This window comes from Arcobacter sp. YIC-80, from assembly GCF_044841725.1.
Taxonomy (GTDB): domain Bacteria; phylum Campylobacterota; class Campylobacteria; order Campylobacterales; family Arcobacteraceae; genus Arcobacter_B.
The window spans coordinates 76414-89972 of record NZ_JBJBSI010000007.1 but is presented as its reverse complement, the minus strand read 5'-3'; the positions used below and the strand labels follow the sequence as shown (position 1 = coordinate 89972).

General features: G+C 28.4%; 14 protein-coding genes. 13 read left to right on the top strand and 1 reads right to left on the bottom strand.

The window, feature by feature from the left end; genetic code table 11:
• Position 1: 1 nt before the first annotated feature.
• From rplF to infA, 7 genes are read left to right on the top strand one after another with little or no spacing between them, the layout of a single operon-like run.
• Positions 2–535, top strand: a complete 534-nt coding sequence (gene rplF / locus ACH5BK_RS10375; protein ID WP_404307097.1) for a 50S ribosomal protein L6 — start codon at positions 2–4, stop codon at positions 533–535.
• A 10-nt stretch (positions 536–545) separates the two neighbouring features.
• The gene (gene rplR, locus ACH5BK_RS10370) at positions 546–905 is read left to right on the top strand and encodes a 50S ribosomal protein L18 (protein ID WP_404307095.1); all 360 of its coding nucleotides are present in this window, start codon (positions 546–548) and stop codon (positions 903–905) included.
• Between the two features lie 9 nt (positions 906–914).
• Entirely contained in the window at positions 915–1355 is a 441-nt protein-coding gene (gene rpsE / locus ACH5BK_RS10365; RefSeq protein WP_254577582.1) for a 30S ribosomal protein S5, read from the top strand.
• Between the two features lie 4 nt (positions 1356–1359).
• Complete coding sequence (gene rplO / locus ACH5BK_RS10360) at positions 1360–1758, top strand: 50S ribosomal protein L15 (protein ID WP_404307093.1); 399 nt, start codon at positions 1360–1362, stop codon at positions 1756–1758.
• Between the two features lie 2 nt (positions 1759–1760).
• The gene (secY, locus tag ACH5BK_RS10355; RefSeq protein WP_404307091.1) at positions 1761–3023 is read left to right on the top strand and encodes a preprotein translocase subunit SecY; all 1263 of its coding nucleotides are present in this window, start codon (positions 1761–1763) and stop codon (positions 3021–3023) included.
• 2 nt (positions 3024–3025) lie between these two features.
• Complete coding sequence (gene map, locus ACH5BK_RS10350; RefSeq protein WP_404307089.1) at positions 3026–3790, top strand: type I methionyl aminopeptidase; 765 nt, start codon at positions 3026–3028, stop codon at positions 3788–3790.
• Positions 3791–3803: 13 nt separating this feature from the next.
• A complete protein-coding gene (gene infA, locus ACH5BK_RS10345; protein ID WP_072682044.1) occupies positions 3804–4022 on the top strand; it encodes a translation initiation factor IF-1 in 219 nt (72 codons plus the stop codon).
• A 131-nt stretch (positions 4023–4153) separates the two neighbouring features.
• Here the strand turns inward: infA and ACH5BK_RS10340 are convergent, their stop codons facing one another.
• Positions 4154–4363, bottom strand: coding sequence for a hypothetical protein (locus ACH5BK_RS10340; protein WP_404307087.1), 210 nt, complete (start codon positions 4361–4363; stop codon positions 4154–4156).
• Positions 4364–4490: 127 nt separating this feature from the next.
• Between ACH5BK_RS10340 and ACH5BK_RS10335 the strand changes: the two genes are divergently transcribed.
• The 6 genes from ACH5BK_RS10335 (at position 4491) to ACH5BK_RS10310 (ending at position 13499) form a co-directional block, all read left to right on the top strand.
• On the top strand, positions 4491–5162 hold the full coding sequence (locus ACH5BK_RS10335; protein ID WP_404307085.1) for a uracil-DNA glycosylase: 672 nt from the start codon (positions 4491–4493) through the stop codon (positions 5160–5162).
• Positions 5159–6292 (top strand): hypothetical protein, encoded by a 1134-nt coding sequence (locus ACH5BK_RS10330; RefSeq protein ID WP_404307083.1) that lies wholly within the window; start codon positions 5159–5161, stop codon positions 6290–6292. The genes ACH5BK_RS10335 and ACH5BK_RS10330 overlap by 4 nt, the downstream gene beginning before the upstream one ends.
• Before the next feature lie 43 nt (positions 6293–6335).
• Positions 6336–8087, top strand: coding sequence for an aspartate--tRNA ligase (aspS, locus tag ACH5BK_RS10325; RefSeq protein WP_404307081.1), 1752 nt, complete (start codon positions 6336–6338; stop codon positions 8085–8087).
• A 19-nt stretch (positions 8088–8106) separates the two neighbouring features.
• The gene (locus ACH5BK_RS10320) at positions 8107–8901 is read left to right on the top strand and encodes a metal ABC transporter solute-binding protein, Zn/Mn family (protein WP_404307079.1); all 795 of its coding nucleotides are present in this window, start codon (positions 8107–8109) and stop codon (positions 8899–8901) included.
• Positions 8902–9001: 100 nt separating this feature from the next.
• Complete coding sequence (locus tag ACH5BK_RS10315; protein WP_404307077.1) at positions 9002–11578, top strand: chemotaxis protein CheW; 2577 nt, start codon at positions 9002–9004, stop codon at positions 11576–11578.
• A gap of 139 nt (positions 11579–11717) precedes the next feature.
• Entirely contained in the window at positions 11718–13499 is a 1782-nt protein-coding gene (locus ACH5BK_RS10310; protein WP_404307075.1) for a YgiQ family radical SAM protein, read from the top strand.
• Positions 13500–13559: the final 60 nt, after the last annotated feature.

Below are 13559 nucleotides of genomic sequence, written 5' to 3'. Positions count from 1 at the left end.
AATGTCTAGAATTGGAAAAAAACCTATCGCTATCCCTTCAGGGGTAGAAGTATCAGTTGATGGTACTATTGTAAACGTAAAAAAAGGGAATAAAACTATTCCTGTTGAAACTCACGGAAGAGTTTCTGTAGAAATTGCTGACAACCAAGTTGTTTTAGGAAAAGTTGGTGAAGAAAAAGAATCAGCTGCTTTCTGGGGAACTTATAGAGCTTTAATTAATAATGCTGTTGATGGATTAGCTAAAGGTTTCCAAAAATCTTTAGAAATTAATGGTGTTGGTTATAGAGCTGCTGTTAAAGGTAAAGTATTAGAGTTACAATTAGGATACTCTCACCCAATTAATTATGATATCCCAGAAGGGTTAGAAATTACTGTTGAGAAAAACTTAATTCACGTTAAAGGTGCAGATAAACAACAAGTTGGTCAAGCTGCTGCAATTATTAGAGGCTACAGAAAACCAGAACCTTACAAAGGTAAAGGTGTTAAGTATACTGACGAGCATATCGTTAGAAAAGCCGGAAAAACTGCTAAGTAAGGTGTGAATGATGAGTAGAGCAAAAGATTTAGCAAAGAAAAATGCATTAAGAGCAAGAAGAAAAAGAAGAGTTAGAGGATCAATTTTTGGTACTTCTGAAAAGCCAAGAGTAACAATTTTTAAATCTAACAAATACTTAAGTGCACAAGCAATTAACGATGTTGAAGGTGTTACTTTAGCATCAGTTAGTTCTCAAAACATGGGACTTAATGTAAGTAAAGAAAATGCAGGTAAAGTAGCAGCACAATTTGCTGAGAACTTAAAGTCTGCTGGTATTGAAACAGTAGTATTTGATAGAAATGGGTACCTTTATCATGGTGTTGTTGCAGCATTTGCTGACGCATTAAGAGAAAATGGTATTAAATTATAAGGGTTAATGATGGCAGTAAATAGAGAAGACTTTCAAGAAGCAATCGTTAAAATCGGAAGAGTAACAAAAGTTGTAAAAGGTGGTAGAAGATTCAGATTTACAGCTTTAGTTGTTGTTGGTGATAAAAACGGAACAGTTGGATTTGGTACAGGAAAAGCTAAAGAAGTTCCTGATGCAATTAAAAAAGCTTTAGATGATGCATTTAAATCTTTAGTAAAAGTTAGTATTAATGGTACAACTATTGCACATGATATTGAACATAAATATAACGCATCTAAAATTCTTTTAAAACCAGCATCTGAAGGTACAGGACTTATCGCAGGTGGTGCGGCAAGACCAGTTCTTGAACTTTCTGGAGTTAAAGATATTATTGCAAAATCTTTAGGTTCAAATAATCCAAATAACCTTGTACAAGCTACAGTTGAAGCTTTAGCAAGAATCAAAGGATAGTTAAATGGCATTAGAAAATTTACAACCAGCTCCTGGTAGTACAAAAAACAGAAAAAGAGTAGGTAGAGGTCAAGGTTCTGGAACTGGTAAGACTTCTGCAAGAGGACAAAAAGGTCAAAAATCTAGATCTGGTTACAAGATCAAGAGAGGATTTGAAGGTGGTCAAATGCCTATGCAAAAAAGACTTCCTAAAATTGGATTCTTCTCAAGAGTTGCTAAGCCTTACTCTATCAATGTTGATAAAGTAAAAGCAGTTGCTGCACTTGAAGAGATTACAGTTGAGTCAATCAAATCTGTATATAAATTATCTAAATCAGTTGTTAAAGTTAAATTAATTGGAGCTGCTGCAAAAGATTTAGTATCTAAAATTAAAGACGAAAACGTAACAACTACTGGAAAATAACCATGAGTAAAGATCTAATAAATAAGATTCTTATTACATTAGGTTTTATATTTCTTTACAGGTTACTGGCTTATGTGCCAGTACCTGGGGTTAATATAGACGTAGTAAAAGAATTCTTTGATTCAAATGCAAATAATGCATTAGGTCTTGTTAATATGTTTAGTGGTAATGCAGTTGAAAGACTGTCTATCATATCACTAGGAATTATGCCTTACATTACAGCTTCTATTATTATGGAATTGTTAGCTGCAACTTTCCCTGCACTTGGTAAAATGAAAAAAGAAAGAGATGGGATGCAAAAATATATGCAAATCATCAGATATACTACTATTGTTATCACATTAATTCAATCAATTGGTGTTTCAATGGGATTAAATTCTTTAACAGGACAAAGTGGACAAGGTGCAATTTCAATTGACATGAATACATTTATAGCTGTTTCTTCAATTTCTATGTTAACTGGTACGATGCTTCTTATGTGGATTGGTGAACAAATCACACAAAAAGGTATTGGTAATGGTATTTCATTAATTATCTTCGCTGGTATTGTTTCTGCAATTCCAAGTGCTATTGGTGGAACTATTGACTTAGTTAATAATGGACAAATGAACTTCTTAACTGTAATTGCAATTATTGTAGTTATTTTAGCTACAGTTGGAGCAATTATTTATGTTGAGTTAGGTGAAAGAAGAGTTCCTGTTTCATATTCAAGAAAAGTAATGATGCAAAATCAGAAAAAAAGAGTTATGAATTATATTCCTATTAAGGTTAACTTAGCAGGTGTAATTCCAGCAATTTTCGCATCAGCAATTTTAATGTTCCCTGCAACTGTTTTACAGGGATCACAAAATGAGTACTTATTAGTTATTGCTGACTATTTAAGTCCAAGTTCTTATACATTTAATGTATTTATGTTCTTATTTGTAGTTTTCTTTGCATTCTTTTATGCAAGTATTACATTTAATGCAAAAGACATTTCTGAGAACTTAAAAAAACAAGGTGGATTTATCCCAGGTGTTAGACCAGGGGCAAGTACAGCTGAGTTTTTAAATGAAACTGCAAGTAGATTAACATTCTGGGGTGCTTTATACCTTGGTGCTATTTCTACTGTTCCTTGGCTTGTTGTAAAAGCTATGGGTGTTCCATTTTATTTTGGTGGTGTTGCAGTATTAATCGTTGTTCAAGTTGCTATTGATACAATGAGAAAAATTGAAGCACAACAATATACAAGTAAATATGAAACATTAAGTGCAGTAGGATTATAAAAATGGCTATTCCTATTAGAAAACCTAACGAAATAGCTAAACTAAAAGTAGCAAATGAAATTGTTGCTAAAACACTTAATTATCTTAGAGAAAATGTAAAACCTGGCATGACTTTATTAGAAGTCGATGCCATGGGTGATAAGTTCCTAAGAGATTTAGGGGCTAGACCTTCATTTAAAGGGCTTTACGGTTTCCCTAATTCAGTTTGTACTTCATTAAACGAAGTAATAATTCATGGAATACCTGATGATACTGTTTTAAAAGAAGGTGATATTCTTGGCCTTGATATTGGAACAGAAGTTGATGGTTGGTATGGTGATTCTGCGATTACTATGCCTATTGGAAAAATATCAAAAGAGGATGAAGAACTAATTGCTTGTGCAAAAGACTCTTTATATCATGCTATAGATATTATTCATGAAGGTATGAGATTCAAAGAACTTTCAAAAGCTATTGAAGACTTTATTGTTGCTCGTGGTTATCAACCATTAGTAAGATTTTGTGGACATGGTATTGGAAAGAAACCTCATGATGAACCAGAAATTCCAAACTATTTAGAAAATGGTAGTCCAAAATCAGGACCAAAAATTAAAAATGGTATGGTATTCTGCTTAGAGCCTATGATTTGTCATAAAGATAGAGAACCAGTTATATTAGAAAATGATTGGGATGTAGTATCGCGTGATGGATTAAGAGGTAGCCATTATGAACATACAGTTGCTGTTGTTGATGGTAAAGCAGTTATTTTAAGTACAGTTGAAAACTAGGGAGACATAAAAAGTGGCAAAAGATGATGTAATTGTAATTGATGGGAAAGTAATAGAAGCTTTACCTAATGCAATGTTTAGAGTTGAATTAGACAATGGTCATGTAGTACTATGTCATATCTCAGGAAAAATGAGAATGCACTACATTAAAATTTTACCTGGTGATAAGGTTAAGGTAGAAATTACTCCTTATTCATTAGATAAAGGTAGAATTACTCATAGATATAAATAAGGAATTTTCCTTATTTATATTTTTTTGGTTTCATACAAATATACAAAACTATGAAGCCTCTAACAATTAATTTTTCGCGCTATTTAAAAAGTTTATTAAAAGTTATGGCTTCATAATTTTATATATTTATATTATACTCTTTTCTTATTTAGACTTATCTCATTTTCTATTATTTCTTTTTGTTTTACTAGTGTTTCTAGATTTTTCTTTAATAATTCTTTATCTTTATATGAATCAACAATAAATTTAAAAAGTTTAGGTCTATTTTTTTTCCAATTATGTAATGTTGTTTTATTTACTTCTAAATCTTCTTCTAATTTTCTAAGACTTGGTGTTGTCATTTTTATATTTCCCAAAAATATTTAGATGATTTTATAAAATATTGGTACAAAAGTCAATAAAAAATATAATATTGTTTAAATTAATGGAACAAATAGTTAACAAAGAAACTTTTTTGTACAATTTTGTATGACAAAATTAACTAAATATAAATTATTACATCATTTAAACTTCTTAAAATCTATTGGATATTCATATCATGAGCCAATTAATTTTATATCAAATGAAATAAATGGTTTTAATTTACCAAATAATCTTGATGCTTTAAAAAATAGTGTAGATAACTGCTATTTATGTGAGTTATCAAAAAGCAGAAAGAACACAGTATTTTCAAATGGTAACAAAAATGCTAAAATTATGTTTATTTCTGATTTTCCTGGTGCTCTTGAGGATGAAACAGGAAAAATTTTTGCTGGTAAAACAGGTGAACTTTTAATTAAAATGATTGAGAATGTTTTAAATATCAATAAAGATGATGTATATATGGCAAATATTTTAAAATGTAAGCCAATAAATATAACTTCATTTAGTAAAGAAGCAAATTTATGTAAATCATATCTTTTTAAACAAATAGAACTAGTTAAACCAAAGATTATTGTTACATTAGGAGAAAATGCTTACAAGTATTTGACAAATGAAGATGTTAATATTAATCTATTAAGAGGGCAAACAATAAATTATAAAGATATGGTTTTAATTCCTACTTTTCATCCAAGTTTTTTATTAAGAAACCCCTCTTCAAAAAAAGATGCATATATTGATATGCTAAAAATTAAAAATCAATTGGAGTCTTTAAATTGAAAAAGTTATTAAGTATAGTTTTTATAGTTGTAGTATTTATAGGTTGTACACCAAAACAAGAAGTGGAAATAAACATTCCTAATGAAAAAGTTAATAAGGATTTAGGAAAACCAATAACAAATGATTTTGATATTGGTGAAAAAATTGGTAAAGAAGAAATAGAATCACTTGACCCTTTAGATATAAAAGAAGATGAATTTAGTTTTGTAAGTGATGGTAAATCAATTAATATAGCTGTTGTTTATCCTTCTAGAATTGTTGGAAGATATGCTAAAACATCAATGAACACTATACTTGGATATTTAGCATTTATGAATGCAAATTATAATGTAAAAGTATATGACACTGAAAATGAAAATATTGAGAATATATCTAAAGCTTTTGAAAATTTAAAAACAGATGGTTTTGAAAAAGTAATTGCTTTATTTACTCCAAGAGCTTCAAATATTTTACATGAACTTGATACATCATCTTTAAAGGTGTATCTTCCTTTAAGTAATAAAAGTGATAATGAAACTTTTAAAGAAAACTTTGTTTATGGAGCAATCTCTTATGATAGGCAGATTAAAAAACTTTTAGAGTATTCTAATATTAAAAATACAATGTTTTATCAAGATTCTTATATAGGTAAAAAATTAAAAGAGAAGTATGAAGTACAAGTTCCTGTTACTTTAAGAACTAAAATGATTAAAAATAAAAGAAACTACTTTAAAGGTATTGTAAAAGATTATAAACTTAAAAATTCTACTTTATTTTTAAATACAAAACTTGTAAAAACTTCAATTATTTTATCTCAATTACGTGCTTATGATATTGAACCTAAAGTGATTTTATCAACACAATTAAATTTTGATCCTAGAATTATTGCTTTAACTCAAGAGAAAGATAGAGAAAATTTTGTTGTAGCAAGTTCTATTGATAAAGTTGATGATAAATTAATTGATATTATTAAGATGTACGGAGGAGATATAGAGTATAGTTGGGTTGATTATTCTACTTTAGTTGGAATCAATTATTTATATGAATCAAATGTCTCAAATGGTATTAATACAAAGATTGAAGAAAATAAAGTTATTTATGAGCCAAAACTATATAAAACTACTAGGTTTGGTTTTTTAGAAATTAAGTAAAAGTTAGATAAAATCGCGCATATTTATATTTATGGAGTTTGAATTGAGAACACATTATTGTACAGAAGTAACTGAAAAAAACATTGGTGAAAAAGTTACTGTTGCTGGATGGGTAAACAGTAGAAGAGATCACGGTGGAATTATATTTATTGATTTAAGAGATAAGGGTGGAATAGTTCAATTAGTAGCAGATCCAAAAGTTTTACCTGAATCAGAAAGTGTAAGAGATGAGTTTGTATTAATTGCAACAGGTGAAGTGAGAGAAAGAGGTGAGGGATTAGAAAATCCAAACTTAATTACTGGAAAAATTGAGATTGTTTTAGATGAATTAGTAATCGAAAATAGATCTAAACCAATGCCTTTTGATTTAAATGATGAAAAAGTAAATGATGAGATTAAACTAAGAAATAGATTCTTAGAATTAAGATCAGATAAAATGTATGACATTTTTAAATTAAGATCAAAAGCAACTATTCAAGTTAGAAATACTTTAGATGAATTAGGTTTCTTAGATGTTGAAACTCCAATATTAACAAAATCAACTCCAGAGGGAGCAAGAGATTATCTTGTACCATCAAGAGTACACCCAGGTGAATTTTATGCACTTCCTCAATCTCCACAATTATTTAAACAATTATTAATGGTATCTGGATTTGATAAATATTTCCAAATTGCTAAATGTTTTAGAGATGAAGATTTAAGAGCTGATAGACAACCTGAATTTACTCAGATAGATGTTGAGATGAGTTTTTGTAATCAAGAAGATGTAATCAAAGTAGCTGAAAAATTAATCTATGATACATTTACAGCTTGTGGAAAAGAAGTACCTACAACTTTCCCAAGAATAACTTATGCAGATGCTATGGAAAAGTATGGTTCTGATAAACCTGATTTAAGATTTGATATGGCAATGGTTGATGTTATTGATATTTTTGCTAATTCTACAAATGAAATCTTTGCTAATATTGCAAAAGATACTAAAAACAATAGAATCAAAGCTTTAAGATGTCCAAATGGAGATAATATCTTCTCAAAAAGACAAATGAAAGGTTTTGAAGATTACGTTAGAAAATTTGGAGCTAAAGGTTTAGGTTATTTCCAAATGAAAGAAGATGGATTAAAAGGTCCATTAACTAAATTCTTCTCAGAAGAAGATTTAGAAGCAATCGTTAAAACAACTGAATTAGAAGTTGGTGATGTTGTATTCTTCGGTGCAGGTGATAAAAAGACTGTATGGGATTACATGGGAAGATTTAGACTTTACTTAGCAGAGCAAATGGAAATTATTCCAGCAGACGTTTATGAGTTTGTATGGGTTGTTGACTTCCCTATGTTTGAAGTTGAAGATGGAAGAACAAAAGCATTACACCATCCATTTACTATGCCTAACTTAGAAAAATGTGACTTAGATAATATTGAAGATATTGAAGAGATTGAATCAATTGCTTATGATATTGTACTAAATGGTACAGAGCTTGGTGGTGGTTCTATCAGAATTCATAAAGAAGAGATTCAAGCAAAAGTATTTAAACTTATGGGAATTTCTGATGAAGAAGCAAAAGAGAAATTTGGATTCTTATTAGATGCACTTCAATATGGTGCACCATCTCACGGTGGTTTTGCTATGGGGCTTGATAGAATGATTATGTTACTTGCAGGAACTGACTCAATTAGAGATGTTATTGCATTCCCTAAAACTCAAAAAGCTCAATGTTTATTAACTCAAGCTCCAAGTGAAGTTGATGCTGAGCAATTAAAAGAGTTAAGCTTAAGAATTAGAAAATTAGAGCAATAATTTTTAATAGGTAAGAATTGTGAAAAAAACTCTTTTTTTACTAATTCTTCCTTTATTGGCATTTAGTAAGTTTCAAATAACTGTCTATATGCCAATAGAAGAGTTTTTCATAAAAAAAATAGCTCAAAACTATGTTCGAGCTAAAAAAGTAGCTTTATATTATACTGATAAACCTATAGATTTCAAATATTCAGACCTTTCAAGACTTGCTCAAACTAGGGCTTATTTTCATTTTGGATTAGATATTGAAAAATCATATATTTCAAAATTTAAAGAAATAAACCCACAAATAAAAGTTTTTGATTTATCAAAAGGCATTAAAAAATTAGAACTTAAAAATGGTAAAACTAACCCTTATATTTGGACTGATCCTTTACTTTTAAGAGTAGTTGCTTCAAATATATATAATGCTTTAATTCAGTTAGATTCTATTAATAAAGAACATTATAAAAGAAATTATGAGTTATTACTTACTAAACTTGATAAATTGTTTTTAGATATAAGAGCTAATTTATATAAAAGTGATATATATAATATTTATGTTTTTGATGACTATTGGGATTATTTTGCTAATAGGTTTAGTTTAAACTTATATAAACGAGAAAAAAAGATTATAAAAGCTGATACTCTAAAAGATTTAGAAAGTTTCACTAAAACCAATGAAATAAAAGCTATTTTAATACAAGGTAAAAAAACTGATACTTATGTAAAATCTTTAGCTTCAAAAGTTGAACTTCCTTTAAAAAAACATGATATTTTTGAAGAACTTTTCTTCTTTAATTTAGAAAGTTTATCAAAAAAATTATCTAATTAATTATAAAAAATTATACAACTATATAAAAAGTATACACCCTAATAAAAATTATTTCTTCCATTGTATGTATAATTAGTATATATAAATTGGGAGAATAACTATGCCAAAGAAACTTATCAATTACAAAGGTATTAATGTCAAAAAAGATTTATATCCAATAATTAAACATATAGAAGATGTAGACAAATACAGAGAAGAGTTAGGAAGATTAAGCTCATCATGGGATATATTTGCACTTCTTGGGCAATTGGGAGATATTAATATTGATATTGGAAAAACAAAAGAGAACTTTTTAAATCTTACTTCCACGCTATTAAATCATTTAAGTGAAGAGACAATTAAAAAAGTTACAGCAGAGATGAACTTCAAATCTCAAGTTGCTATTGATATAGTGATTAGAAATTTATTTGAAAGAACAGCTGATATTGGTTTTTTAGCAACTGATGATGATATTAGAAACTTTATTCAATCTTATGTATCTGATTATAATGAAGAAAGTTTAGAATTAAAAAAACAAATTCAAAAAAGATTTAAAGAGTATGTAGCTAAATATTCTGTGTATTTTGATATTGTTTTGGCTAATTGTAATGGTAAAGTAATAGCTAGACTTGATGAAGCAAATAAAATAGATAAAATTGATAATAGTTTTGTTCAAAAAATTTTAAATTCAAATGATGAATATGTAGAAACTTATAAATATCATGAGTTTATTCCTCAATATAAAAAGACACTAATTTATTCATATAAAGTTACTAAAACAAATGATCCAAATAGTGAAGATCTAGGTGTTTTATGTTTATGTTTTAGATTTACAGATGAAATGAAGGGAATTTTTAAAAATTTAATTGATATAAAAAATAAAGAAGCATTAACAATTTTAGATGAAGAGGGTTATGTTATTGCTTCAAGTGATAAGGAGTATATTCCTTTAGATTCAAAACTTGCTATTGTGCTAAATGAACCTTATAAAATAGTTTCCTTTGCTGGAAGAGACTATGTGGCAAAGACTTGTAAAACAAATGGTTATCAAGGGTTTAAAGGACTTAAATGGTATGGACATATAATGATACCTATTGAGTATGCTTTTTTAAGTGATGATTTAAATCCTATTGATACTGATGATAATATTATAGAAGCTATGATGGAAAATGAAGAACATTTTTCAAAAGAGTTAAAAGAGGTATTTAATAAAAGTAGAACAATTCAAGATAATTTAAGTCGAGTAATATGGAATGGAAATATTGCTCAAAGTAAATTAAAGTCATCAAATAGAGGTTTTTCAAAATCTTTATTAAATGAAATAGGAATTACTGGGATTAAGGCAAACTCTTCTTTAGAGAACTTAAATCAAACAATTATTACTTCAATTTTAAAGGATAGTGAATTTTTATCTTCCTTAGCAATTGATATTATGGATAGAAATCTTTATGAAAGAGCAAATGACTGTAGATGGTGGGCTTTAACTTCTTATTTTAGAGAGGCTTTAGATGATATGAATTCTATATCTCATAAACAAGGCGAGATAAGTGCAATTTTAAAGTATATAAATGATTTATATACAGTTTATACAAATTTACTTATTTTTGATAAAGATGGTAAGGTAATAGCTGTATCAAATGAAAAAGATGAGTATTTAGTTGGAAAGGTTTTATCTTATGAATGGGTAGAAAAAACACTTAATTTAGATGATACTTCTAAATATACTGTCTCTAAATTTGAAAAAACAAATTTATATGAAAATGATGCAACTTATATATATTGTGCAGCAATTAGATCTAATAGAAATGAGAAATTAATTAATGGTGGTATTGCTATAGTTTTTGATTCAAAACCTCAATTTCATGCAATGCTTGATGAGACTCTTCCTAAAAATAAAAGTGGAGTTTTTGCATTATTTACTAATAGAGCTAAAAAAATAATTTCTACAACAAATAAAGCCTTTAAAATAGAAGAGTTTTTAGATATTGAAGATAAGTTTTTTAATATTGAGAATGGACATAAATATAGTGAAATTATAGAATATAATTCTTGTTATTATGCTGTTGGTGTTAGATGTTCTCAAGGATATCGAGAGTATAAAAGTAGGGTTGATGACTATAAAAATGATGTTTTATGTTTTGTTTTTATAAAAATAGGAGATATTGATAATACCAATAAACTTTTATCTAATAAAAATAATACTTTTACAAATCAAAGTGAGACTAAAAGTTTTGATGAAAACTATACTGAACTTGCTACTTTTAATATTGGAAGTAAGTTTTTAGCTGTTGATGCAAAAAATGTCTTAGAATCTATAAGTATTGATGAGCTTGAAGAAGCTATTGATATGGATAAAAATAATCCTTTTAAAGGTATGGTTTTATATAAAGATAGATTAATTTCAGTTTTAGATATAAGAGATTTTATAAATGTAGATGTAAAAGATGAAGAGTTAAATAATATTATTTTATTTGAATATGATAAAGACAATATTGAACACTGTATTGGAATAATGGTAACAACACTTCAAAGTATAAGTATTGTTAAAAAATCATCAATTCAACATATTGAAAATCACTTTTTAGGTTCAGGAACATTAGTTCAAAGTTTAGTTGATATTACTCAAAATGATGAATCAAAAGTTGCTATGATTTTGGATATTAAGAAAATCGATGATAATCTTACTGATAGGGTTTAAAAACTTATGGTTTAGTTGTTATTATTAGATTTGTACAAGTTTTAATACTTAACTTACGATACTCCTTATAGTATATGTTAAAACATATTGTGGCACAATACGAAAAATATAAATACAAATAAATTTAAAAGAAAATATAATGAGTCATAATAATAAACCAAATAAATTTTTACCAACTACTAAAGCTGAAATGAAAGAGCGAGGTTGGGATGAATTAGATGTTGTTTTAATTACAGGAGATGCCTATATTGATTCTCCTTTTATGGGAATAGCAGTTGTTGGAAGAATTTTAGAAGATATAGGACTTAGAGTTGGAATCATCGGGCAACCTGATGTTGACTCTGATGTTGATATTAAAAGACTAGGTGAACCTAAACTTTTTTGGGGTGTGAGTGGAGGAAGTATTGATTCAATGGTTTCAAACTATACAGCAACAAAAAAGTTTAGAAATTCTGATGACTATACTCCTGGTGGAAAAAATAATAAAAGACCAGATAGAGCTACTTTAGTTTATACAAATTTAATTAGAAGACATTTTAAAAATACAGTTCCTGTTGTTCTTGGAGGAATTGAAGCTAGTCTTAGAAGATTAACTCACTATGATTATTGGACAAATAAATTAAGAAAACCTATTTTATTTGATTCAAAAGCTGACTATATGATTTATGGAATGGGTGAGCAAGCTATTATTGATTTAGGAAATACTTTAAGGCAAGGTGGTGATCCGAGAAATATCAGAGGACTTTGCTATATTTCAAAAGAAGCACCTAGCGATGAAAACTTTAAAGAGATACCATCTCATCAAGAGTGTTTAGATGATAAAGAAAAGTATATTGATCTTTTTAGAGATTTTTATGATAACAATGACCCTATTTATTCAAAAGGTTTGTATCAAAAAGTTGATACAAGATATCTAATCCAAAATCCTCCAAGTGACCACATGGAAGAAGAAGAGATGGATAAAATCGCATCTTTTCCATATCAAAGAGACGCACATCCTTTCCACAAAAAAGATGGTAAAGTTAAGTGTTTAGAAACTATCAAATTCTCAATTATGACTCACCATGGATGTTGGGGTGAGTGTAACTTCTGTGCTATTGCTGCTCATCAGGGTAGAACTATTAGAACAAGAAGTGAAAAAAATATCTTAGCAGAAGCAAAATCTTTTACTAAAATGAAAGACTTCAAAGGTATTATTTCTGATGTTGGAGGCCCAACTGCTAATATGTATGGGTATGAGTGTAAAAAGAAGATGAAGCTTGGAACTTGTGTTGATAATAAAAGATGTGTAGATGCAACACGACTTTGTAGAACTATGAAAGTTGATCATAGTAGAAACATAAAGCTTTTAAAAGATATTAGAGAAATTCCAGGAATTAAAAAAGCCTTTGTAGCTTCTGGGGTTAGATATGATTTAATTACAGCTGATAAAAAACATGGTTATGAGTATTTAAAAGAGATGGTTGATCATCATATTTCAGGACAAATGAAAGTAGCACCTGAGCATACAAGTGATGAAGTACTCCATCACATGGGAAAACCAGGGAAACAAACACTTATTGATTTTAAAAAAATGTATGATAGATTAAATAAAGAATCAGGTAAAAAACAGTTCTTAACTTACTATTTAATCGCTGCACATCCTGGATGTGAAGAAAAACACATGAGAGAGCTTAAGGATTTCACTACAAATGAACTTAAAATGAATCCAGAACAAGCACAGGTATTTACCCCAACACCTGGAACATACTCAGCAGTAATGTACTATACAGGACTTGACCCTTTTACAAAAAAGAAAATCTTCGTAGAAAAAGACCCAAGAAGAAAAGAGAAGCAAAAAGAGATTGTTATTAAGAAGCATAAGTTTAATCACTATGGTGGAACAAAGAAAAGAGAGTTTGGTTCAGGAATGCAAGGGTAGCTCTTAATTAAATCAAGGTATTTTACCTTTGATTTAATTACATTTTCGATAAAATCTCAT

Coding starts and splice junctions, on each gene's coding strand:
- rplF (WP_404307097.1), top strand. CDS start 2: ATGTCTAGAATTGGAAAAAAACCTATCGCTATCCCTTCAGGGGTAGAA.
- rplR (WP_404307095.1), top strand. CDS start 546: ATGAGTAGAGCAAAAGATTTAGCAAAGAAAAATGCATTAAGAGCAAGA.
- rpsE (WP_254577582.1), top strand. CDS start 915: ATGGCAGTAAATAGAGAAGACTTTCAAGAAGCAATCGTTAAAATCGGA.
- rplO (WP_404307093.1), top strand. CDS start 1,360: ATGGCATTAGAAAATTTACAACCAGCTCCTGGTAGTACAAAAAACAGA.
- secY (WP_404307091.1), top strand. CDS start 1,761: ATGAGTAAAGATCTAATAAATAAGATTCTTATTACATTAGGTTTTATA.
- map (WP_404307089.1), top strand. CDS start 3,026: ATGGCTATTCCTATTAGAAAACCTAACGAAATAGCTAAACTAAAAGTA.
- ACH5BK_RS10340 (WP_404307087.1), bottom strand. CDS start 4,363: ATGACAACACCAAGTCTTAGAAAATTAGAAGAAGATTTAGAAGTAAAT.
- ACH5BK_RS10335 (WP_404307085.1), top strand. CDS start 4,491: ATGACAAAATTAACTAAATATAAATTATTACATCATTTAAACTTCTTA.
- ACH5BK_RS10315 (WP_404307077.1), top strand. CDS start 9,002: ATGCCAAAGAAACTTATCAATTACAAAGGTATTAATGTCAAAAAAGAT.
- ACH5BK_RS10310 (WP_404307075.1), top strand. CDS start 11,718: ATGAGTCATAATAATAAACCAAATAAATTTTTACCAACTACTAAAGCT.